The sequence below is a fragment of the Paenibacillus helianthi genome, from assembly GCF_001909055.1.
GTDB lineage: Bacteria > Bacillota > Bacilli > Paenibacillales > Paenibacillaceae > Paenibacillus_AQ > Paenibacillus_AQ helianthi.
In genome coordinates, this window is sequence record NZ_LVWI01000025.1 from 1 (window position 1) to 22,842 (window position 22,842).

Genomic DNA, 22,842 nt, shown 5'->3' on the forward strand with positions numbered 1-22,842 from the left:
ATTCTAACTAAGTGGATTTTCTCCACCTATTTTTTTGTCTTTTGTTCTTTTTCAGAATGTAAGTGGAATGTATCCACTTACATTCTGAGGAAATAACCAAAATGACCCCATTTAGCCGCTCCCGATTTATTTAGATTTACTTTTTCCACTTAACTTAAGGTTTACCTGATATTTCAATGAATTAGGTTTACTTTTTCCACTTAGCAACAGCGAACTCGCATTGAGCTACTAAATTCACACATAACCGGGCTGCTACACAAAAAAACAGCAAGCCCCCGGTCATAGCGTTCACCGGAGACGAGCTGTTTCCTACTATAAAAGCCTCCAGCTGCTCGGCCGGAGTTAATTAGTAGGGGATTCCCGCCTCCTGATGCTTGGCACGAAGAGGCTAACTCAGAACGTGATATCCGACTCTATCTCTTCTTTGACGAAAGGAAGCATGAAGCGGAAGGTCGATCCCCGGTCTTCTTCACTCTCCACAAAGATGGTTCCGCCCATCAGCTCTACCAGCTGCTTACAGATGGCCAGTCCAAGACCCGTGCCCCCGTATTTGCGGTTAATGAACGGATGCAGCTGGGAGAAGGACTGGAACAGCAGGTTCAGCTTACTGTCCGCAATCCCGACCCCTGTATCCCTTACCGAAAATTCCAGCAGATACTCCGGAGAAGCCGGCAGCTCGATATTCTTCACAGACAAGGTTACGCTTCCATGGTCAGTGAATTTCAGTGCATTGCCTACCAGGTTCACAATGATCTGCCGCAAACGGCTGGGGTCCGTGGTCACAATAGCTGGTACACTGGTATCTGCCCACCACCGCAGCGCGAGTTTTTTCTCCTCCGCTTTGGGGGTAAATAGATCAATGATGCTCTCAATCATTTCACGCAGATCGAATCTTTCCGATAGCAGCGGCATTTTGCCGGCTTCCATCTTACTGAAATCGAGGATATCATTCAGAATTTTGAGCAGGCTGTAGCTGCTGCTACGCAGAATCTCGGCATAGGTGCGCTGCTCTTCCGCGAGCTCTGTTTCCAGCAGCAGATCGGCCATCCCGATCATCCCGTTCATCGGAGTACGGATCTCATGGCTCATCATCGCGAGAAAATCGGACTTGGCTTGAGCTGCCTGCTCCGCCGTTTCTTTGGCCCGGAGAACCTCACGTTCATTGGAAGTATCACTGAAGGAACCTACCACACCGCATATGATCCCTTTGTGCAGAAGCGGTGCAATCCGGTAGCTGACAAAAAAACTGGTTCCGTCTTTTCTCCAGAAAATTTCATCCGTCTTGCTGCGGGTAATGCCATCCTGCAGGGTCTGCAAGATCGGACATTCACTCTGCTGGTACCTGGACCCGTCTCCACGGATGTGATGAATCTGATCGGCAAGGCTCCGGCCGATCAATTCGGAAGGCGTATAGCCCAGCATATCAGACCCTTCGCGGTTAATGAAGAATGTCCTGCCCTGTGTATCCAATCCAAAGATTCCCGCTGCAACAGAGTTGAGGATCAGAGCGAGATGCTTGTCCTCGGACATTTCCAGCACCAGTTCCGCCTTCTGCTGTTCCTGCGCTGCAGCGTTTTCAACCCGCTCCTCTTCAAATTCTGGTATCCGGTCATCTGTCCAAACCACGGGAGGACGATCTTCCCCAGTCAGGAGCCGGTGGAACCATTCCTGAAGCGAAAAAGTCAATCTGCAGCTCTGGTCATACCGGATAATGGCGAATATACCTGCGATTCCTTCTTCTGTTTTTACCGGCACATAGGTAATAGTGGTCAGGCTGCTTCCAGTGCTCTCTTCAGCTTCCAACTCAAAACTGGAACCGATACCGCCGAGTGCTGCGGCAAAATGTTCTTCTCCAGGAAGCTTCGGTACCACACGAAAGGATTGCTTATGGAGCTCTGCACCTGTTCCAGCGGCATCTTCTAATGGACGGTTACTGTCCACATACTGCCCCTGCCTGTCCAGCACAATAATCAGATCAGGATGATGATCGTATAACACTTTATAGGCACTTTCCTCCGAAAGCACCCGGTTCAGAATGGATAACCATTCTTTAGGCATAACCCACCTCCTCCAGCTTCAATCTTGCGTTCGTCTGTTCAGAAGCTGCGGATAAACTATATATGTAATCTCAATCTCGACTGCCCTCAGGCAGCAGTTGCAATCAGCCATTATTGGGTATGATCAAAAATTGCTGAAATATATACTATTATAGCAAAAAACCGCAGCAGACCGCCATCAAAACATTGACACCATGCGGTTTTCCAGCAAAAAAAGTCCCTCCGGCAGATGAGCAAGGATATATGGAAATCCTTACTATCTACGGAGGAACCTTTGATCTGTGAATGCCAATAATTGAGGTGAATCTAGCGTGATTCCAAAAACATTCAGGCAATATCCTTTTGTTCAATATTCCGGATGGACAGGTAGGCGATACCTATACCAACGAGGGCCAGCGCCAGAGAAACCCCCACCTGGTTCCCCATCTGAAAATCATTGGTGCCGGAGGAAATCAGGCTGACAAGCAGCACCGCAGTAACGATGGTGGCCGGTACGGATTTTTTGCGCATCCCGATGAATAATGGAATTAAGCCAATACCCGCTGCATATACCGCATCGGTACTGATTCTGATCAGCTCTGACGGAATAATGTTGAGATCAAGAGAACCCGGTATCACATGGGTAAAGGAGTTAATCCCCACCAGAACGGCGTTAAGCAGAATATCTGAGACAAAAATACTAACAACGGTAAACAAGAACACGATGATGATTTTGGCAGCCATGAGCTTTTTGCGGGAGATAGGGTACATGAAGAGTAACGTAATGGTATTGTTCTTATACTCCTCAATCACCAGCTTGCTCAGCACGACTGAAGCAAAAACCAGAAATGTCGCTTTGACAAAGAGATAAATGACCGCAAACATCTCAGCATAGGTATTAAATTCACCGCCGCCTTCTCCAGTGTCAACGTAAGTGATCAGAATCATGAAGGCAAGAATGGCCAGATTGGCAATGACGACACCCTTGAGCATGCCGAGGAGCTTGTTTTTACGAATTTCCAGTTGAATTAGCTTAAGCAATACCTTCACCCCCCATCAGTTCCACAAAATGATCTTCAAGCGAATGATGCTTTTTACTCAGACTTTCCAGCTCCACATCCGCTTCGGCCAGCGCTTTGTTCAGTTCCCTCTGCTGCACGGCATCATAAATGCGGATGGTCCGGGGATCCAGCACCTTGAAGTTGGTGAGGCCCAGCTTATGCTCCAGAACATACACCGCTTTGCTGCTCTCTCCGGTAATCATTTCAATGTACTGCGTATCCCGGCTGCGGATCGTATCCATCGCCACTTCCTCCAGCAGGATTCCCTCACGGATAACACCGATCGTATCGGCTACCTGTTCAATCTCCCCCAGAATGTGGCTGGAGATCAGCAGCGTCATTCCGTATTCCCGGCTCAGCATGCGGAACACCTCGCGCAGCTCCTTGATGCCCATAGGGTCCAGCCCGTTGATCGGCTCATCCAGAATGAGCAGCTCCGGCTTCGTCATCACCGCCCGGGCAATGCCCAGCCGCTGCTTCATCCCGAGAGAGAACTGCTTGACCGGCTTTTTGTCCACACCCTTCAGCTTCACCAGCTCCAGCGCCTCTTCCATGGCCTTCGCATCGTAGTAGCCCATATACTCTCCATGCAGTTGAAGATTTTCTCTGGCGGTCAGCTTATCGTAAAACACCGGATATTCTATAATACAGCCCATGCGCTTCAACATTTCATACGAGCGGTCAGTCATACTTTCACCGAAAAATTCAATGTTCCCCGCCGTCGGCTTTACCAGATTGGTGATCATTTTCATCACAGTGGTTTTGCCCGCGCCGTTGGGTCCCAGGAACCCGTAGATTTCGCCTTGCTTGATGCTCATATTCACGCCGTTAACAGCCTCTTTGCCTTGATACTCCTTGGTTAAATCCCAGGTCCGTAATATGGTAGTCATTTCCGTTATCCCCTTTGGCTCTTCGTTTGTCTTCCTGGTTCTTATTGTACACAGCGGAATTTTCTTTTTTATTACCTGAATCTTACGAAAATCTTAAGCTGCCGTAACCCAGGTAAACCGCCAGACCAGGAGGGCTTGTTAGAAGGTCAGCCTGCGAAAAGAAAGCGTAAATACGGTTTTGACGAAAGGCTTACTGCGCAGAGTAATGGTGCCGTTCATTTGTTCGGTTAACCTTTTGGTGATGGTCAGCCCGAGTCCGCTCCCCTGATAATCCCGGTTACGGGAATCCTCCAGCGTGTAGAGCCGCTCAAAAACTTTATCCAGGTGGCCTTCGGTGATGCCCTTCCCCCGGTCCCATACCTCGATGCACACCTGATCCCCATCGCTGTATAACCGGAGTCCAAGTACTCCGCCGGCATCCCCGTATTTGATTGCATTAGAGAGCAGATTGGAGAGCACCCGGTCCAGCGCCTCTCCGTTGCCCATGATGTACATCGCCTCATCCGGAATCTCGATCTCCACCTCACTGCCCTTGGCACTGAGAATATCGTAAAAGGAAAGTATGTTCCGCCGGCAGATCTCCCCCAGTTCCACCCGCGATAGAGCGATCTCCTTATCCCCCGACTCCAGCTTGGCCAGATCAAAAAAGCTGTTCATCAGCCGGATCACTTCTTCTGCCTTGCCGTGAATCGTCCGTAGAATATGGTCCTGCTCCTCTTGCGTCATCGCCTGATCATGAAGAATCGTTTCAATATAACCAAGCACCACCGTCAGCGGAGTCTTCAGATCATGAGAAATGTTCGCCAGCATGCTGCGCATGGACTTCTCCAGCTTGGCCAGTTCCACTGCACCCTTGTGGTTGACGTCCAGCAGCCGGTTCAGATCGGTTAGCAGCTTTTGCAGATGAGGATCGCTGTTGAACAGCAGCAGTCTTTCGTGGGAGCCGCGGTCCACAATTCCCTCAAGCTTGGTATGGATATATTCGAGCTGGCGGGAATGCTCCCGCAGACGCAGGTACTGCCAGAGGATCACAATTAGCAGCAGCAGGATAGCCACACTGAGCAAAGCCATCATTCCAGCACATCCCCCAGCTTGTAGCCGATGCCCCATAATGTTTTGATGTATTCCGGCTTGGATGGATCATCTTCAATTTTTTCACGCAATCTGCGCATATGTACATTAATGACATTCTCGTCCCCGTAATAATCGTCTTCCCAGACACTGCTGTAAATCTGTGCTTTGGTGTACACCCGGCCGGGGCTGCTCACGAACAGCTTCAGAATCTGGAATTCCTTGGCGGTCAGCTTGACCTCCTCACCGTTCTTCAGTGCCGAGAAATTATCAAAATCCACGGTGAGTCCGCGCAGCGATATCCTGTTCGATTTCGCCTCCACCGGAGCCGTTTCCTGGCTGGCACTGCCTGCAGCGGCATATCCGGCCCTGCGGATCGCTGCCTTCACCCGTGCCGCCAGCTCGATCATCGAGAACGGCTTCGTAATATAGTCATCTGCGCCGAAGCCCAGGCCCAGCGCCTTGTCAACATCACTGTCCTTTGCGGACATGATCAGTACAGGCACCAGACTGTCCCGGCGGATCGTCTGCAGCACATCATTGCCGCTTCGTTTGGGAAGCATCAGATCCAGCAGAACCAGATCATAGGCTCCGCTGCGGTGAAACAGCCTCTCCGCTGTCTCACCGTCAAATGCCGTTTCCACCTCATACCCCTCTTTTACCAAATACGAGCGCACCATTTCGCTTATCGCCTCGTCGTCTTCTATCAGCAGCACACGCTGTGGCATGTCTGAACCTCCCTGTAATTAAAAATATTTCGCACGTACAGCTCATCGCCGATTTATAGCTTGATTCCTTAAAATTATATCAGGCTTTGCTGTGCAGATTCATCCGATTATTGTTTTATTCGTACCCTCCCTCAGCTTCAGGGAGCTGCTTATAGGCTTCATTGGCTTCAACCGTGTCTATGATGAACTGTGCCACCCCGGTCATGCTCAGGCCGTCCGTGCTCGTGTCGCATTCACTCCAGACATAATGACGCTCAGCGCCGTTGATTTGGACCGTCAGCTCATAGCTTATATAAGGCTTCCTGTTACATTCTGTGGACAGCTGCTTCTCTTCCAGGTCACTACTGAGCACCAGCTCGCGATAAATACTCTGGCGGTCCTTATCCGGCAATGTATAATCATTAACTTCGGCCACTGAACCATTCCGCAAGTCCTTGACCAGCTTCTGCTCCCCAGTGTTGATCTCATTCTTGCGGTCCACTCCATATTTCAACACAAACTCGAACCGGTCCTGCTTCACCACATCATATTCGATCGATAATAGCTGCCGCTCCGCTTGCTCGCCATCGCACCCTGTCAGCGTATATGTCAGTAGGGTATTGGTCTCCACCCGCTCCAGCTCTGCGCAGGAAACCGTACGCACCTCAGGTGTGCCAAAGGCATCCTCCGTTGTGTCGACGGTGTATTGCAGTCTTCCTCCCTTGTACTCCAGCACCCTAAATATCGGATCACCCTCAATGGTATGCTGCACCACCCGCTGAACTCCGCTCCCCCGTTCGATAAAAGCATCCAGTTTGTCCAGTTTCTCCGTGCCTAAGCTGTTGCGGTTGATCACATCCTCCTGCTCGTTCAGCTTGTGGCTGATCTTCGGATGGTTTGCCGAATCTTTATTCCAAGGCAGCAGGGAGCAGCCTGTAAATATAAACAGGGTCAGCAAGACGGTTAGAAGCATAAGGAATCCTCTCATGGCACGTCTGCTGACCACCTTAGGCAGACGCGGCCATTTTGAAGAAAGGTGTGGACTCATCATGAAGCCTCCTTTTCAGGGCTGATGGAAGTTGAACATTTGCTAAAGTATACCATTAATGAAAATCATCCGGTCCATTTCTATTTCAGTTTCACTAGAGGTAACCCAGGTAAGATGTCACCCAACTGGTGACCCTAACCCCCACAGAACCCGGCGTGCGGATTTCCCACACCAGGCTCTTCAGAATTGGTTTTACAGTACAGCGTATGTCTTCAACCGCTGGTACGGAATGAAGATTTTCCTTCTGGAATAGATTGTACTCACAGTTCTCCAACATATAAAAATGTATTTTTTATAAATAATCCCATTTTAGTCATTGACTTGATCCTGATAGAGTGGTATTTTGGTGTGGAAACCGGTTTCCTGTCATTTGTACAAATTTTTTGTCACTAGATTCAACGTAAGATGCAGAGATAACCCTCTGTTTGCGTCTGCTAAGCGCAACGATTTTTTTCATCATTGCATACGGTTCACCGTGAAACAGGCAGATGCTGAAGAAGAATAAAGTAAGTGTCTTATTGGCCCTGCCGGCTCCCAAGCGGTTGCGCACCGCTTTTCTGGAGGCAAAGCAGGACCGATCCGATGATTAAAGACGGAACATTTAAAAGGAGACTCGAATCATGAAAACGTACTCAAAGCTTTTGACAACCCTATCGCTTTCGATGAGCATGGTACTGGGTGCTGCATTGCCCGCATGGGCTTCCCCAGATACAAGCGTTAATAACAAACTGGATTACAGTACGGACGTTGTTTATCAAATTGTGACCGACCGGTTCGCAGACGGCAATTCGTCTAACAATCCGACAGGTTCTGCATTCAGCAGCGATCATTCCAATTTAAAACTGTATTTTGGAGGAGACTGGCAGGGAATCATCAATAAAATCAATGACGGCTACCTGACCGGTATGGGAGTTACGGCACTTTGGATTTCTCAGCCTGTGGAGAACATCACCTCTGTCATCAACTATTCCGGCCTTAACAACACAGCTTATCACGGATATTGGCCCCGGGATTTCAAAAAAACCAACGCTGCCTTCGGGAGCTTTACCGATTTTCAAAACCTGATCTCTACAGCGCATGCGAATAACATCAAGGTCATTATCGACTTTGCTCCAAACCATACCAGCCCGGCTTCGTCCACGAACGCAAGCTTTGCCGAGAATGGCAAGCTGTATAATAACGGCACGTTGCTCGGAGCTTATGGAAGCGACTCCGCTGGTTTGTTCCATCACAACGGCGGCACGGATTTTTCCACCATTGAAGATGGCATTTACAGAAACCTCTTTGATCTGGCGGACATCAATCAAAATAACAGCACGATTGACAGCTATTTCAAGGAAGCTATAGACCTCTGGCTTGGCCTCGGTATAGACGGAATCAGATTTGATGCAGTGAAACATATGCCATTTGGCTGGCAAAAAAGCTACGTCTCCTCCATCTATAGCGGCAGTCATCCGGTTTTCACCTTCGGTGAATGGTTCCTTGGCCCTGACGAGACCAGTACGGACAATGTCAATTTTGCCAACAACAGTGGTATGAACCTGCTAGACTTCGCATACGCCCAGGAAGTTCGGGAAGTATTCAAGGACAAATCGGAAACTATGAACGATCTCAACTCAGTGTTAGCGTCTACCGCATCCAGCTATGATTATATTAATAATATGGTAACCTTTATAGACAATCATGATATGGACCGCTTCAGTGTAGCGGGTTCCAGCACGCGGCCAACCGAACAAGCCCTGGCGCTTACACTAACATCCCGCGGAGTACCGGCCATCTACTATGGTACCGAGCAGTACATGACCGGCGTTGGTGATCCGAATAACCGGGCTATGATGACAGGGTTTAACACCAACACAACAGCTTACAAACTGATTAAAGCCTTGGCCCCGCTGCGCAAGTCTAATCCCGCTATTGCCTACGGAACGACAAAACAGTGCTGGGTCAATGACGACGTCTTCATTTATGAACGGAAATTCGGCAAAAGCGTCGCCCTCGTTGCTATCAACCGCAACACGTCCACGCCTTATCCGATTTCGAACCTGTTGACGTCCCTGCCTGCGGGCACCTATTCGGATGTGCTGGGCGGCCTGTTAAACGGCAATTCAATTACCGTTGGCAGCACCGGCTCTGTGACCAATTTCACGCTTTCAGCCGGCGGAACAGCGGTTTGGCAATATGGGGCGGCAGAGACTTCGCCGACCATCGCCAATGTCGGACCGACAATGGGCAAACCGGGCAATACCGTGACGATTGACGGCCGCGGCTTTGGCAGCACGGCGGGCACGGTGTATTTCGGCACTACGGCTGTCACCGGTTCAAACATTGTGAGCTGGGAAGACTCCCAGATTAAAGTGAAAATCCCAAGTGTCTCTGCCGGCAAGACGAATGTATCGGTAGCCACTGCTTCCAGTACGAAGAGCAATGCTTTCAGCAATTTCAATGTACTGACGGCCGATCAGGTCACCGTACGCTTTAAAGTCAACAACGCCACCACAGCCCTTGGAACAAAGGTATACCTGGCCGGCAATGTAGCTGAGCTTGGTGCCTGGAACGTCTCTGGTGCGATTGGCCCAATGTACAATGTAGTTGAAGCATCCTATCCAACATGGTATTTCGACGTCAGCGTACCCGCAGGGACGGCGCTGCAATTCAAGTTCGTCAAGTCGAACGGCACCACCGTCAACTGGGAAGGCGGCAGCAACCATACGTATACAACACCAACCAGCGGCGTAGGCACAGTGACGGTCGACTGGCAAAATTAAACGGGAGCTGCCGGTATAAGGAATTTGGCAGAGCTTGTTATGTATCCAACCAAAGAAAAAGATTAGGTGTGAGATGCCTAATCTTTTTTTTGCTTTGCTTGTATTCTGTCCTGTAGTCAATTTTCCAAAGATGAAATGCTGCGTCAACTTCATCGGCTGCTGCTTCATCATTTACGTTTTGAATTCCCTCATCCTTTTCACGACAGCTCTATACTTTCAGGCATTCTCAGCAGAACCCTGCTGCCCCAGAGACTATTCAGAACGTCATACACCTCTCTCCCCTCCCATATACATAAGTAGAGCAATTCCGGACGTTGCCGTAGAACCTTGGCGGCCTTGTCAGAATAGGTTACAGTGTAAGCCCAAGCTGGAGGGAGAGATGGATTCATGCCCGGAGATGAGATTAGGGCGCTGGAACGGGCGATTGCCGAGATTACGGAGATTGCTTCCGGATTTGGGCTGGATTTTTACCCGATGCGTTATGAGATATGCCCGGCTGACATTATCTACACGTTCGGTGCCTACGGGATGCCTACCCGATTCGGGCACTGGAGCTTCGGAAAGACGTTTCATAAGATGAAATCGCAATATGATTTTGGTCTAAGCAAAATCTATGAGCTTGTCATTAACTCCAACCCCTGCTACGCGTTCCTGCTGGACGGCAACTCGCTGGTCCAGAACAAGCTGATCGTAGCGCATGTGCTGGCCCACTGCGATTTCTTCAAAAACAACATGCGTTTCTCCATGTCGAACCGCGATATGGTGGAGAGTATGTCGGCCACGGCAGACCGGATCGCCGATTATTCGGTCACCTATGGTATGGATGCCGTAGAGGGCTTCATTGATTCTGTGCTGGCGGTTCAGGAGCATATCGACCCCAGTCTGATCCAGCCCCGCAAGCTGGGCAAGACCCATCTGCTTGAAGCCAAGATGAAGGAACGTAAAGATACGCCTCCCGGAACTCCTGGCCCGGCCAATCCCTATGATGAGCTGTGGGATCTGGAGAACGGCAAGGCTGCCGGCCCGGAACCGGAAACCGCCGGGAAGCGTAAGTTCCCGCCCGAGCCGGAGAAGGATATCGTCTGGTTCATCCAGCAATATTCGACGGCGCTGGAGGACTGGCAGCGTGACATCATGACGATGCTTCATGACGAGATGCTCTATTTCTGGCCGCAGATGGAAACCAAGATCATGAATGAAGGCTGGGCCTCCTACTGGCATCAGCGGATCATGCGCGAGCTGGACCTGACACCTGAGGAGACGATCGAATACGCGAAGCTGAATTCTTCGGTCGTGCAGCCCTCCCGGCAGAGCCTCAATCCCTACTACCTGGGGCTGAAGATCTTTGAGGACATCGAGCGCCGCTGGGACCGTGACAAAATGTTCGAGGTCCGGGAGCTGGACTCCGACATCTCTTTTATCCGCAGCTATCTGTCGAAGCAATTGGTCAATGATCTGGACCTGTACGTCTTCGAGAAAAAAGGCCCGGAATGGAAAATCACCGACAAGGCCTGGGAAAATGTCCGTGACCAGCTGGTGCTGGCCCGGGTCAATGGCGGCTCGCCTTACCTTGTCGTTGAGGATGCGGATTATGAGCGCAACGGGGAACTGCTGATCGCCCACCGCTATGAGAGCATCGAGCTAGACCTGAAGTACCTGGAGCGCACTCTGCCGCACATCTATGCCCTCTGGGGGCGTACCGTCCACCTGCAAACCGTGGTCGAAGACAAAAAAGCCCTTTTTACCTATGACGGTAAAAGGGTGCAGCGGAAATTTATGTAGAAGTAAATGGGCACTATCAGCGCGTTTCCCTAGCGGAAATGCGCTGGTTCGTGCCCTTTTCTTTTAGACAAGCAAGCATCCGACTCTCCACAGCTTCAACCAATCGGAGAGTTATGCTCGGCTGGGATAGCCTGTTCCGTTATTTATGAAAGCGAATTTACGAACTTCACCTCCGGAAAGCGGCTATCCGGTCCTTTCATTAAGCTTCCGCCTTGCTTTTTCAGATACCTATCGAAGAAATCCAGCATATAGGCATTGATCACGGAGTCTGCTCTTTGGGGCTCAATCTTTCCTGTAACGCCCAGCATTTTGAAAATCGGAGAAATAAACTGTACGTCGGTAAAATTTAAATGCTCCGTATTTTCGATATATAGGACTCGTCCCCCTACGCCGACCGTTTCGCGCATCCGTTCAAGCTCCAACTTTTTATCTTCCGTGACTTGATCCTCCCACTCTCTAGTCGAGCCCATACGGCTAAGCTCTGCATCCGTGTAAACCCGGTTATCCATCACCATTTTTAATTTTTCGAAATAGCTTTCCGAGTTGAGGAACAAAAACGGCTTACGCAGACCCTCCCGGTCCCGCAGACGATAAAGCCCTCCATCAAGGTCTATGCCAACCGCGATCCGCGGATCGTAAGCAGCATCATAGGCCGTTGCTCCGCCGATGGAATGACCGAACACCCCGACATGACCAAGATCAATCTTTCCTTTGATCTGACTTGGAATCTGCCCCGATTGGATGAGCTCGAATTGGTCCAGCGCAAACGCCACATCCCCGGTTAAGACTTTTCCCAGCTTGTCGCGAATTTCTATTCCTGTCCGGTAATCATTGTCGGGTGAGAATAAGTCGTTGGTTGTGCTGGTCGTGATTCGCCCGTCCGGAAACTCGGTGGCAAATGTATTGTAGGTGTGGTCGATCACAGCCACGATATATCCGTGACTCGCGAGATCTTCAGCTTGCGACGTGTGGAGGAACCTGGAAGAGCCATTGCCGGGATTTGCAAGGATCAGCGGGTATGATTTCTGTGCCGGAGAGACTTCAGCCCCCGAATAAGTATGACTGGATACGTACCTCAGGTGCCCAAAAGTAAACCCGGGAAGTCCATAGTCCGCGGCCATATAACTTAAAATCCGGGGTTCAGGAATAAAGGGAGCATACTTGCCGGTGCCCGCTTGAGCCGGATACCATACCTGAACCATTAATTCTCTATGACCCTCTCTGTCTTCGCCGTAAATCTCTTTCCTATGGGTATCCACGAAATGAAAGGTTTGCGTACCTACCTTAAATCCGCCTGTGGGTTCAGGTAGTTTAAATACAGGAAAAGCATACATAAGAATCGCTGTTACAGCCAGCATCACCGCTATAGCGGTATAAGCCGTACCCCATATGAATCGCGGAATTTTTTTGGGGCCGATTTTTTTAAAATAGCTAAACCCTGAAACAACTAAAAAAAGGATCGTTAGGCCATAGGGGAACAATAGCTGAACTCTGTATCCTTCCACCGTCCAATGAATGACCAGTAAAAGTGTAGCGATCCCGCTTGCAACGAATACTGGAGTTTTACGCCGTCCTTTTTTTAATAGGACTGTACATGCAAACAAGCCGATGTTTGATAAAAAAAGTAACAGTTCAAACAGTCTCATCCCGATTCTCCTTTTTAAAACTTTCTATTTTTGTTTGTTCCAATCTTATCCTCACAGACCAGACTGAGCTATCGATTTACCTTACATTAATCTTACAAGTATGAAATTCGCTTGCGGGAGTGGAGGACCCGTATAACGGTTTCTCATCCGCTTGAAAGAGTGCCGCTTGAGGTTATAATAGTTTACAGCTGAACCTAATCCAGCCTATTCAAGCCATAGAAACACAGTAAGTTCCCATCGCTCCTCGGAGACGGCATGCTGGTGTTTTTTCAAATCAGAAAAGGAGCCAAATCTATGTTTAGTATCCTGATTGTAGAAGACGATCTTAAGCTGGCGCAGCTGCTTCAATCCTATGTGGAGAAATACGGGTATCGGGCTGAAGCGGTCCAGGAGTTCGACCGGGTTATGGAGGTGTTTCAGGACATTCGTCCGGATCTGGTGCTGCTAGATGTCAATCTGCCCCGTTACGACGGCTATTACTGGTGCAGACAAATCCGGACGGTCTCCACCTGCCCGATTCTGTTCATCTCCGCCCGCGACGGCAAGATGGAGCTGGTCATGGCGCTGGAGAACGGGGCTGACGATTATATCGCCAAGCCCTTCGATTATGAAGTGGTCATGGCCAAGATCAAGAGCCAGCTTCGCCGCGCTTACGGCTCATACGCCCTGAGCAAGAGGGAACGGACCGTGGAATGCACAGGACTTGTGTTGTATCCCGAAAGGCTTGAGCTGACCTTATCCGGCAAAACCGTAGATCTCAGTCATAAAGAATCCTTGCTGATCGAAACACTGATGGAAAACAGCTCCAAGGTGGTCAGCCGCGACTATCTTCTGGACAAGCTGTGGAACAGTCAACAGGTAGTTGATGACAACACGCTTAATGTCAATATCACGCGTATCCGCAAAAAATTATCCGAGCTCGGCGTTGAAGAAGCGCTGGAAACCGTGCGGGGGGCCGGATATAAACTGCGGCCTTTCTGGAGGGAGGAACCATGAGGCTGTTTTGGAGAGAGCAGGCTCCGTTAATCTTTATGTATACCGGACAGCTTCTGCTGACTGTTTACATGTGCCGCTTATCCGGTTTCCGGAATACCTTCGATCTTGTGTACATCTGCATCGTAAATACGGCCTTATTCACGTTTTACCTGATATACCGTTATATCCGCCATTACCGGTTTTACCGGAGGCTGACCCGTCCGCTTCTGTCCATCGACGAATCGGCCGAATTTGCCGGGAACGCACCGCTCGCGGGTGCACTTCGGCATCTGCTCCAGGGGAACTATCGTCTGTATCAGAACGATATCCAACAATACCGGAAAAAGCTAAACGATCACATCACCTTCATCAATCAGTGGGTGCACCAGATGAAAACCCCGCTCTCCGTTATGCATCTTGCGGTTCAGAATGAAACCGACCCCTTCTTTGACAGCCTTCGAGAGGAAATAGACAAGCTGAAGAAGGGGCTTGACACGGTGCTGTATACCTCACGCTTGGATGCGTTCGAGCAGGATTTCGTGGCGGAGCCGGTGCATCTTCATCAGCTGGTCGGGAAAGTGGTGGCTGAACACAAAAATTTATTTATCCGCAATAAGGTCTTCCCGGAAATCCAGGTGGATGACCGGCTGATGGTCATGTCCGATGACAAGTGGCTTGCATTCGCACTTAGCCAATTAATCACCAATGCGGTACGGTATTCAGCAGGCGCAAGCAGCCGTGTCCTGATTCGCTCGGATGTACGCGGACAGCTAGCCGCTCTTGAGATTCGGGACAACGGCGCGGGAATCCCGAAACAGGATATCAAGCGGGTGTTCGACGCCTATTTTACAGGGGAAAACGGAAGACGGTTCGGCGAATCCACCGGCATGGGTCTCTACCTGGTTCGGGAAATCGCCTCACGGCTTGATCATCAAGTCGAGATTGAATCCGAGCAGGGCCAAGGAACCGCAGTACGTATATGGATGGGAATCACGCATGTTCAAGCTCCATGAACATGCTTTGTTTTTTATTACAGCATTGTAAGATTGGTTTAAGGATAATCGATGGGATAGCGATTGTGGAGCGGTTATGATTATGCGGGAGAGCCTTGGATAGTCGAAATTCCGGCCCCATGAAAGGAAGAATGCTTGATATGGATATGTTAATCGTGCGCAATCTGGCAAAAGTATATGATGGCAGCATGGGGTATAAAGCGATGAGTGATATGAACCTGGTTGTCGGGAAAGGCGAATTTGTCGGCATTATGGGTCCTTCCGGCAGTGGCAAAACAACGCTGCTGAACGTAGTATCCACAATCGACACGCCTACCTCCGGGGAAGTGTTGATTCATGGCGAAAACCCTCATTTGTTATCCAAACACGATCTGGCCCTGTTCCGCAGACGGAAGCTGGGCTTTGTCTTTCAGGATTTCAATCTGCTGGATACGCTGACCATCGGGGAAAATATCATTCTCCCTCCTACGCTGGACGGGAAAAGTGTGAAAGAGATGGACGCCAAGCTTCATCCGGTGGCCGAAAAACTGGGCATCACCGAAATTCTGAATAAACGAACCTATGAAGTGTCGGGAGGGCAACGGCAGAGGGCCGCCATTGCAAGGGCCATCATTCATTCCCCTTCGCTGCTGCTGGCCGATGAGCCGACGGGAAATCTCGATTCCAAATCCTCACGCGATGTCATGGAAATGATGGAGACCATCAACCATACCGATCATACGACCATGCTGCTGGTCACCCATGATGCTCTCGCGGCCAGCTACTGCCACCGGGTCGTATTTATCAAGGACGGCCGGCTCTATAATGAATTTTACAGGGGGGACAACCGCCAGGCCTTCTTCCAGCAGATTATCGATATGCTTTCGCTAATGGGAGGGAATGCACATGAGCTTTCACCGCTCCGTGTTCATTAAGAAGAGTGCCCGGTGTATCCCGTCCATGATGACCATTCCGGTAACAAGCCCGGGGGGGCAATAAATGACGTTGCGACAATTTGCCTTCCGTAATGTTAGCCGGAACAAACGGACATATGCCGCTTTTTTTCTGAGCAGCACGTTTTCGGTGATGATCTTTTTCATGTATGCTGTTTTTATTTTTCACCCTGCCATTAAAAATTCCGGTTTCAACGGATCGGCGGCTCAGGCAATGACTGTTGCGGAATATATCGTATATGTGTTCTCCATCTTCTTCGTACTCTATTCCGGCAGTGCCTTCCTGAAATCCCGCAAACGGGAATTCGGTGTGCTCATCATGCACGGTATGACCTACAATCAGCTGCGACAGATCGTCTTTATCGAAAATATGGTGATCGGTTTCGCTTCCATCGTGGCAGGTCTTGCCGCCGGCATGCTGTTCGCCAAGCTATTCATGATGATCGGAGCCGATGTGATGCACATGAGCCCGCTGCCATACTACATGCCTGGCACAGCCATTCTGCTCACTCTGTCCGCATTCGTGCTGTTGTTTCTCGTCATTTCCGCGTTCACAGCTGTATTCGTACGGTCCAGCAAGCCGATCGATCTGCTGAAAAGCAGCGCCAAACCGAAGCCTGAGCCTAAATCATCCGTTTTTCTTTCCATTACAGCGTTCTGCCTTCTTCTTGGGGGATACATCATCTCGTTCCAGGTGAAAGGTGCCACGGTCGTTTTCGCTCTATTGCCGGTCACGGTCATAGTGATCATCGGCACTTACTTTTTGTACACCCAATTAAGCGTGTTTGTGATTCGCGCTTTAAGAGGCAACCGCTCTGTCTTTTTGCGCAAAACAAATGTGCTCGTTTTATCTGACATGGCTTACCGCATGAAGGACAACGCCCGCATGTTCTTTCTGGTGACGATCGTTTCGACAGTCGCCATTTGCGCTATGGGCGGCTTGATGGGATTTCTGGAAACCATCCACAAACAAGTCTCGGCTGCTTACCCGTTCGCCTATAATTACATCCAAACTACCGGCGATGCCGGGCAGGCAGCCTATCACACGAAAATAATTGAACAAGTGCTCAAAGAACGGGGAATTCGATATGATAAATGGTCTGTCCATGTAGCGAGCTTCGATTCGATAAATGGACAATCTCTGAACCTCATCCGCCTGTCCGAGTATACCAAGCTAGCCAAAGCCTTGGATTACCCGGAACTGTCACTGCAGGGATATGAAGCTGCGGCCATTTGGACCATGAAAAACCGGCCGTTTCCGGAACACGAGTGGTCCATAAAGGGAACATCCATCACATTCAACATGAAACAAACCGTCGGAAAGGCGGTCACGCCTCCCATGATCGATGAACCGCTGTTGATCGTTTCGGATCGGATGTTTGACTCCTTGGGCAATCCGAAAAAAGAACAGCTTTTAACCAGTTACAATACGGACAGCGCCGATTCAACGGCGGAGACCGGGAAGGCCATTGCCGGGCAGCTCGGACATGCACCAACCTCCGGTTATTGGTTCGCATCTTCTGCCTATTTGGAGGAGCAGATGAAGCGGACCTATAATCTGATGCTTTTCGTCGGGTTGTTCATCAGCTCAGTATTTTTTGTTGCATCGGGAAGCTTTCTATATTTCCGGCTGTTTACCGACCTGAATGATGACAAGCAGAAGTACCGCTCCATAACGAAGATCGGGTTGACCGACAAGGAGCTTGAGAAGGTGACAACTCTACAACTGGCGCTGTTGTTTTTCGTACCGCTCGCGGTCTCGCTCATCCACAGCTCAGTTGCGCTCTACGCTCTGCATAATCTATTCCATTCCCCGGTGACTCAATCGGCCATTACGGTCTACATCGTTTTCCTTGCCGCGCAAATCCTGTACTTTCTGCTGATCCGTGCCCGTTATTTACAGCATTTGAAACACTCAGCGGGCTTTGACTGATTGTCCTTATTTCTAATGGTCCTCCGGCATGTTGCAATAGGCCCGCCAGCACACAAAGGTGCGGGCGGGCCTTTCTTTGCGGTCGCTACCCCTAGCGACCGATAAAATAGGAATAATAGGCAAAGGTTGGATAGGTGAGAGTGACGGAGGGAAGTTTAGAACTGGAAGCGCGTCAGCGGCCGGAAGTCCAAACATTCCCGCAGTTACGGCCATTCACCGTCCAGCTTTTGCCCCATTTTTCTTTTTTTATAGTCGCACCCTCACCGGAACATAAATCTCCATCACTGTATCCACCCGGGAATGACAGCGCTCATCGTAGAACTCAAAATCCAGCTTACCGTCATCATAATCGTACCCGCCCCCCGGAAACCATTCCTCAAAAATATACTTCCAGGTGCTCTTAATCACCTGCACGAACGCCTCTTGATCCTTCCCCTCCGAAGTATCCACAGGTGGTGTAGTGAATACGGCATATTGGGCCTCCGGCACTTCAGCTGTCAGCATATCCGGTGTGACCTTGGAGAAATCGTCCACAATCACACCAAGCAGATACGAAGCATTGCCGCTGTCCAATGCCGGAGCACATAACCCAACTTCTCCATGTTTAGGTGGAGCGAGGATTTCGTACATTTTAGACTCCAGATTTTCACCTTCATAGTGGCTCCAGAAGGAAGCAATATCCTTAGTATAGCTGCCTTCCGCTACATTTGTTGCTATGCCGTAGCCTGCGACCTGAAAAGCCGGTTTCTGTACAATCACTGGATTCATTAGATATCCTCCGATTTCAAAAATAGGACCGTCCTGAAGATAACCATTCATCCGCGCCGCATATTGCGAGGGACTGTAGCCAAAAGCCTTGCGGAACGCCTTCGTGAACCCGCTCTGCGTCTCAAAGCCGTACTCCAGCGCGATATCAATGATCCGCTTGCCGCTGAACAGCTCCACCGCTGCCAAAGACAGCTTGCGGCTGCGCACATACTCCATCACAGACATCTGCTTGCACAGGCTGAACACCCGGCTGAAATGATACAGCGAATATCCCGTCTCCGCGGCAATTTCCTCGGCGGTCAAATTTTCTTTTATATTTTGTTCAATATATTCAATGCATCTCTCCATATCCTTGCTGTAATTCAAGCAGCCACCCAGCCTTTCCCCGATCGGTGATTTCATTATAACAACTGCCTGCCAGGTGGGCTGTTCCTGTTTTGCTATACTTGAGATCTTTCACGCAGCAATTATTCTAACCTGACGGACTGTAGTCAAGTTCATAGGATATAGTGAAGATATAGAAGAAGCTGAATATATATTTGAACTGGAGGTCTTTGTTATGGCAGCGGCTACGAACGAGCAACTGGTGTTTGAATTCCGGTCTTTGATCCCTTACATCCAATCGCTGAATACCCTCGATGAGATGCATTGGGAAACTCCGGTCGCGGCAGGCAAATGGACATTAAAAGAAATGCTCTGCCACCTTACGCAGTGGGACAAGTACTTTTATGAAGAAGCTTTCGCCAAAATAATAAAGGGTCAGCCGCTGACCCTCCGGCAGCCAAACTTTGATGAGTTCAACGCCCGCGCTATTGAATATGCCAAGTCACTGACGAAGCAGGCGGCTATCGGACAATTCGTGCTCTACCGGACCAAAATCCTGGATGCCGCCACAGCTTTAAGCGATGAAGAATTGGTGAAGGAGTATATTGACGGGGACGGCCAGAAATTCAGCATCCGGGGTTATCTGGAAGACTTTATTCCCCATGACAAACACCATAAGCAGCAAATGGAGCAGTACATACGGCCGGGTGCGACATCATAATTTCTCTACTTCAAGTGAAGCCAGCAGCCAAGGAGCAACGCCCATCGGTACATCGGACAATACGGCTTCAGAAATGTAATAGTCATAGGAGCCGTTGCGGTCTTTGCTCAGCCCGGCACCATGGCAGATTCGATGCAGGTGAGCGCCTTGATCATCTTCACCGGCCAGATGCGTCAGAATCCCCTCATAGCCGCTCCGCATGGCTTCATGAAATGAAGGTTCGAGATAGCCTAGTCTTAGCCCCTTGGCCATTGCATAGACGAACATACATGAGCCGGAGGCTTCCAGGTAATTCCCCTTGCGGTCCGCCTGATCCAGCACCTGATACCAGAGTCCGGTCTCTTTGTCCTGTACCTCCACAAGTGCTCCGCACATCCGCTGGAATATTCCGATGATTGTTCCCCGCTTAGGATGAGTAACCGGGAAATGTTCCAGGCAATCCACCACCGCCATCGCATACCAGCCCATCGCCCGGCTCCAGAAATGGGAGGACAGGCCTGTAACCGGATTGGCCCATTCCTGCTCCTTCGATTCATCCCAGCCGTGATAGAGCAGCCCGGTCCGCGTATCGCGGGTTCTGCGTTCAATCAGCAGAAGCTGATGAGCGGCCTCGTCGATCAGTTCAGGACGCTGAAAGACTGCGCCATACTCCGCAAGAAACGGCGATGCCATATACAGCCCATCCAGCCACATCTGGAACGGATATACCTTCTTATGCCAGAATCCGCCCTCAGAGGTTCGGGGGTGTCCGATTAGCTGGGCAGCCAGCATATGAGCAGCTTCGGCATAACGCTGCTCTCCGGTTTGCTGATACAGCAGGAACAGATTTTTGCCTTGGTTGATCTGGTCAAGATTATACTCCTCCAGCCGGTACGTACGGATTGATCCGTCCTCGCCGATGAAGCTATCCATATGCCTCTGCATATAGCCCACATATTCAGGCTCACCAAGCTGGACACCGGCACGTGCCACCGCCATCAGCAGCATACCCGGGACATAAGCCCAGCGTTCCAGCACAAAGGCATGCTCACCCTGTTCGTTGCACTGGCTGAGAATCGTATCCGCAATTTTGCGGGACCAGCTTGTTGTGCTTGCTTCTGATATAGACATCCCAATTCCTCCAGTCGCTTGCCTTGCAAGCTAAGTTTGGCCTTAATTACCGGCAAGCTGCCTGCGCAGCCAGGCAAACGCCGGTTCTCCATGAATTTCATGACCGCCTGTGAAAAAATCCGCCTCAACCTGCCCGTTCTGTCCGGCGGCACTGTAGATAAGCTGCAGTCTGGCTAAAGCCTTCCTCGTCCCTTCCGGGCCGAACAGAGGGTCGGCATCCCCCGACTCCAGGAACAGTCCGCGCGGTGCAATCAGACCCAGCAGATCAGGCATCTCTGCTTCGAGCAGAATCCCGGGGATATAATTATCCAGGCAATGGTTCCGCGTCAGAATACTGTCTGCAAAAGTATTCGCATATCCGCTCACCACGGCGCAGCGTATCCGCTCATCAAGTGCTGCTGTGAAGCCGGCCACCAGTCCGCCGCCGGAAATGCCCATGATCCCTATCCGTTCACCTATAACTTCATCCCGGGTCTGCAAATAATCCAGTGTCCGCATCGTTTCATAGATGCGGTAGCCAGCCATGGTCTGCCCGGTCATTAAGAGCGCCGAGGACAGACGGAAGCAGGAATTCCGTCCCGGCTCACCGATGGCAAGGTCTTCTGCCAGCCGTCTGTCACCGAATCCCAGCACTTCCGGGGCAGCGACCACGTACCCTTGCTTCACTAGAGAGACAGCAAAATCCTTATGCAGTCCCGCTTCTCCCTCACGGTCTGACCCGTCCGGATTCAGGCCGGTAATCTCCCGGCTGCCGTAGCCGTGTCCGTGAACGGCAATCACGGCAGGCACCGGGGAAGGAACCGCCTGTTCCGGGATGAGGAGGTATAGAGGCATCCTCAATCCGTCATAGGTAGTGATCTCTATACGCTCCCGGGTATATCCGGAGCAGGCAACCCGCTCCAGCAATACCGGCTGAAGCTCAGCCGGAGCCTCCGGGAACCCGCCCAGCCGCCCGGTGAAGCCGGCAGCGAGCATAGAACGCCATTCCCCGTAAGGAATGTCAGCACGGAACGCAGCACTGCGGGGTGCTGAACCCGTCAACTTATTCATGTATTGCTGTAGTACATCCATCCATGGTTCGCCTCCTAAATGCAGTTCGCGCTGTAAGCGGACGCTTAATACCCCTCCGGATGCCAGCCGTCCAATACAGTGAGTACCCTGTATTCCGAAGCCTCCTGCGGGTTTAGCTGCCGGGACCATGCTACTCTGGCTTCCGGATGGGCTCCGGGTCCACTGCTCCCGAATTCTTCATAGCGGCTGGTTGCCTCCCGTTCAGGCTGCCCCCAATTATGCCAGCCTTCGCCGATGACTGAACCGTCCATATTGGTGCGGATGAAGGCGACATGCGCGTGGGGACGCCAAGGGCGACCAAGGTACACCTCGCTTACGCCCTCCCCTCCGGTAATCCGGCAATCCAGGAACACATAGCCGAAAGCTGCCCCTTCAGGGGTGGAAGCGGCTGTGATGTAGCCTCTGGAACGCTTGTTGTGCAGGTGGCAGCGGTCGAATAAAGCCGTAGCGGCTCCAAAAATATAGTCCACATCGCCTTCGATATAGCAATTATCGTAGTACTGCTTGCCTTGTCCGGTATACAGCGTGTCCTGATCTCCAAGCAGACGAACGCGGCGGAAGACCGCCTGTCCGGCATCGATGAAGGCCGCCACCGCCTGCCCGGTGCCCGGACCGGAGGCATTGCAGATCGTCAGATTCTCCGCCGTGAAATGTTCGGCAAACACGTTCAGCGTTCCTGACCGGAATGTGCCCAGCGGCTCACCGTCAGCTCCAAGCGTATGGGCATTATCTGACCAGGTGAGAACGGTCGACTGCGGGTCCTCGCCAAGCAGCAGGATCGGAGGCGCCTCTGGCCCTACCGTGATTTTCTCTTCGTAAATTCCGGGCTTAATGCGGATCGTTACCTCTGAGGTATGCTCCGGCGGGATAGAATCCAGCGCCGCCTGCAGACTGGCAAATCCTTCAGTGCTTTTTTGGGAGACTGTAATTAGCATGTGCGGCTCCTTTCATATCAACCTGTATTTATTCTATAATAACCGTAACGGTTA

Annotated in this window: 18 protein-coding genes; 7 read left to right on the forward strand and 11 right to left on the reverse strand. The window is 50.8% G+C overall.

From position 1 onward, the window contains the following. Positions 1-393 precede the first annotated feature (393 nt). The 6 genes from A3844_RS06710 to A3844_RS06735 all read right to left on the reverse strand — a co-directional run bounded on the left by A3844_RS06710 (position 394) and on the right by A3844_RS06735 (position 6,816). Positions 394-2,058 carry a PAS domain-containing sensor histidine kinase gene (locus tag A3844_RS06710; protein ID WP_074084594.1) on the reverse strand — a complete coding sequence of 555 codons (1,665 nt, stop codon included), beginning with the start codon at positions 2,056-2,058 and terminating at the stop codon, positions 394-396. A gap of 326 nt (positions 2,059-2,384) precedes the next feature. Further along, entirely contained in the window at positions 2,385-3,077 is a 693-nt protein-coding gene (locus tag A3844_RS06715) for an ABC transporter permease (protein WP_074084595.1), read from the reverse strand. Further along, positions 3,070-3,987 carry an ABC transporter ATP-binding protein gene (locus A3844_RS06720; RefSeq protein ID WP_074100785.1) on the reverse strand — a complete coding sequence of 306 codons (918 nt, stop codon included), beginning with the start codon at positions 3,985-3,987 and terminating at the stop codon, positions 3,070-3,072. The genes A3844_RS06715 and A3844_RS06720 overlap by 8 nt, the downstream gene beginning before the upstream one ends. Positions 3,988-4,125: 138 nt before the next feature. Continuing rightward, on the reverse strand, positions 4,126-5,061 hold the full coding sequence (locus A3844_RS06725; RefSeq protein WP_074106976.1) for a sensor histidine kinase: 936 nt from the start codon (positions 5,059-5,061) through the stop codon (positions 4,126-4,128). After that, entirely contained in the window at positions 5,058-5,786 is a 729-nt protein-coding gene (locus A3844_RS06730; protein ID WP_074106977.1) for a response regulator transcription factor, read from the reverse strand. Before A3844_RS06730 ends, A3844_RS06725 begins: the two co-directional genes overlap by 4 nt. A 115-nt stretch (positions 5,787-5,901) precedes the next feature. Then, positions 5,902-6,816 carry a DUF4362 domain-containing protein gene (locus tag A3844_RS06735; RefSeq protein WP_083606733.1) on the reverse strand — a complete coding sequence of 305 codons (915 nt, stop codon included), beginning with the start codon at positions 6,814-6,816 and terminating at the stop codon, positions 5,902-5,904. 617 nt (positions 6,817-7,433) lie between these two features. Between A3844_RS06735 and A3844_RS06740 the strand changes: the two genes are divergently transcribed. Continuing rightward, complete coding sequence (locus A3844_RS06740; RefSeq protein WP_074106979.1) at positions 7,434-9,578, forward strand: alpha-amylase family glycosyl hydrolase; 2,145 nt, start codon at positions 7,434-7,436, stop codon at positions 9,576-9,578. A gap of 387 nt (positions 9,579-9,965) precedes the next feature. Beyond that, the gene (locus A3844_RS06745) at positions 9,966-11,360 is read left to right on the forward strand and encodes a SpoVR family protein (RefSeq protein ID WP_074103462.1); all 1,395 of its coding nucleotides are present in this window, start codon (positions 9,966-9,968) and stop codon (positions 11,358-11,360) included. 143 nt (positions 11,361-11,503) lie between these two features. On the opposite strand, the gene A3844_RS06750 is transcribed toward A3844_RS06745, so the two are convergent. Then, positions 11,504-13,006, reverse strand: a complete 1,503-nt coding sequence (locus tag A3844_RS06750) for an alpha/beta hydrolase family protein (protein ID WP_074106980.1) — start codon at positions 13,004-13,006, stop codon at positions 11,504-11,506. 294 nt (positions 13,007-13,300) lie between these two features. On the opposite strand from A3844_RS06750, the gene A3844_RS06755 reads away from it, so the two are divergent. From A3844_RS06755 to A3844_RS06770, 4 genes are all read left to right on the forward strand, one after another. Beyond that, positions 13,301-14,002 (forward strand): response regulator transcription factor, encoded by a 702-nt coding sequence (locus A3844_RS06755; RefSeq protein WP_074103466.1) that lies wholly within the window; start codon positions 13,301-13,303, stop codon positions 14,000-14,002. Further along, positions 13,999-14,994 (forward strand): sensor histidine kinase, encoded by a 996-nt coding sequence (locus tag A3844_RS06760; protein ID WP_074106981.1) that lies wholly within the window; start codon positions 13,999-14,001, stop codon positions 14,992-14,994. Before A3844_RS06755 ends, A3844_RS06760 begins: the two co-directional genes overlap by 4 nt. Positions 14,995-15,134: 140 nt before the next feature. After that, positions 15,135-15,908: an ABC transporter ATP-binding protein gene (locus A3844_RS06765; RefSeq protein ID WP_074106982.1), complete on the forward strand. Its 774-nt coding sequence runs from the start codon at positions 15,135-15,137 to the stop codon at positions 15,906-15,908. 64 nt (positions 15,909-15,972) lie between these two features. After that, positions 15,973-17,859 carry an FtsX-like permease family protein gene (locus A3844_RS06770; protein ID WP_074106983.1) on the forward strand — a complete coding sequence of 629 codons (1,887 nt, stop codon included), beginning with the start codon at positions 15,973-15,975 and terminating at the stop codon, positions 17,857-17,859. A gap of 246 nt (positions 17,860-18,105) precedes the next feature. On the opposite strand, the gene A3844_RS06775 is transcribed toward A3844_RS06770, so the two are convergent. Next, the gene (locus tag A3844_RS06775; protein WP_244169713.1) at positions 18,106-19,029 is read right to left on the reverse strand and encodes an AraC family transcriptional regulator; all 924 of its coding nucleotides are present in this window, start codon (positions 19,027-19,029) and stop codon (positions 18,106-18,108) included. A 157-nt stretch (positions 19,030-19,186) separates the two neighbouring features. Between A3844_RS06775 and A3844_RS06780 the strand changes: the two genes are divergently transcribed. Then, entirely contained in the window at positions 19,187-19,672 is a 486-nt protein-coding gene (locus A3844_RS06780) for a DinB family protein (protein ID WP_083606734.1), read from the forward strand. Here the strand turns inward: A3844_RS06780 and A3844_RS06785 are convergent. Genes A3844_RS06785 through A3844_RS06795 form a run of 3 tightly spaced genes read right to left on the reverse strand, consistent with a single transcriptional unit; the run spans position 19,667 to position 22,788 of the window. Further along, on the reverse strand, positions 19,667-20,782 hold the full coding sequence (locus tag A3844_RS06785; protein WP_074106984.1) for a glycoside hydrolase family 88/105 protein: 1,116 nt from the start codon (positions 20,780-20,782) through the stop codon (positions 19,667-19,669). The genes A3844_RS06780 and A3844_RS06785 overlap by 6 nt on opposite strands. A 42-nt stretch (positions 20,783-20,824) precedes the next feature. After that, entirely contained in the window at positions 20,825-21,853 is a 1,029-nt protein-coding gene (locus A3844_RS06790) for an alpha/beta hydrolase family protein (protein ID WP_074106985.1), read from the reverse strand. Between the two features lie 44 nt (positions 21,854-21,897). Beyond that, on the reverse strand, positions 21,898-22,788 hold the full coding sequence (locus A3844_RS06795; protein ID WP_074106986.1) for a pectinesterase family protein: 891 nt from the start codon (positions 22,786-22,788) through the stop codon (positions 21,898-21,900). Between the last annotated feature and the right edge of the window lie 54 nt (positions 22,789-22,842).

Bases quoted from the DNA above. Each gene is read 5' to 3' on its own strand.
- A3844_RS06745 (WP_074103462.1), top strand. From the start codon at position 9,966: ATGCCCGGAGATGAGATTAGGGCGCTGGAACGGGCGATTGCCGAGATT.
- A3844_RS06710 (WP_074084594.1), bottom strand. From the start codon at position 2,058: ATGCCTAAAGAATGGTTATCCATTCTGAACCGGGTGCTTTCGGAGGAA.
- A3844_RS06755 (WP_074103466.1), top strand. From the start codon at position 13,301: ATGTTTAGTATCCTGATTGTAGAAGACGATCTTAAGCTGGCGCAGCTG.
- A3844_RS06770 (WP_074106983.1), top strand. From the start codon at position 15,973: ATGACGTTGCGACAATTTGCCTTCCGTAATGTTAGCCGGAACAAACGG.
- A3844_RS06785 (WP_074106984.1), bottom strand. From the start codon at position 20,782: ATGTCTATATCAGAAGCAAGCACAACAAGCTGGTCCCGCAAAATTGCG.
- A3844_RS06730 (WP_074106977.1), bottom strand. From the start codon at position 5,786: ATGCCACAGCGTGTGCTGCTGATAGAAGACGACGAGGCGATAAGCGAA.
- A3844_RS06765 (WP_074106982.1), top strand. From the start codon at position 15,135: ATGGATATGTTAATCGTGCGCAATCTGGCAAAAGTATATGATGGCAGC.
- A3844_RS06775 (WP_244169713.1), bottom strand. From the start codon at position 19,029: ATGAAATCACCGATCGGGGAAAGGCTGGGTGGCTGCTTGAATTACAGC.
- A3844_RS06790 (WP_074106985.1), bottom strand. From the start codon at position 21,853: ATGGATGTACTACAGCAATACATGAATAAGTTGACGGGTTCAGCACCC.
- A3844_RS06760 (WP_074106981.1), top strand. From the start codon at position 13,999: ATGAGGCTGTTTTGGAGAGAGCAGGCTCCGTTAATCTTTATGTATACC.
- A3844_RS06780 (WP_083606734.1), top strand. From the start codon at position 19,187: ATGGCAGCGGCTACGAACGAGCAACTGGTGTTTGAATTCCGGTCTTTG.
- A3844_RS06750 (WP_074106980.1), bottom strand. From the start codon at position 13,006: ATGAGACTGTTTGAACTGTTACTTTTTTTATCAAACATCGGCTTGTTT.
- A3844_RS06725 (WP_074106976.1), bottom strand. From the start codon at position 5,061: ATGATGGCTTTGCTCAGTGTGGCTATCCTGCTGCTGCTAATTGTGATC.
- A3844_RS06735 (WP_083606733.1), bottom strand. From the start codon at position 6,816: ATGATGAGTCCACACCTTTCTTCAAAATGGCCGCGTCTGCCTAAGGTG.
- A3844_RS06720 (WP_074100785.1), bottom strand. From the start codon at position 3,987: ATGACTACCATATTACGGACCTGGGATTTAACCAAGGAGTATCAAGGC.
- A3844_RS06740 (WP_074106979.1), top strand. From the start codon at position 7,434: ATGAAAACGTACTCAAAGCTTTTGACAACCCTATCGCTTTCGATGAGC.
- A3844_RS06795 (WP_074106986.1), bottom strand. From the start codon at position 22,788: ATGCTAATTACAGTCTCCCAAAAAAGCACTGAAGGATTTGCCAGTCTG.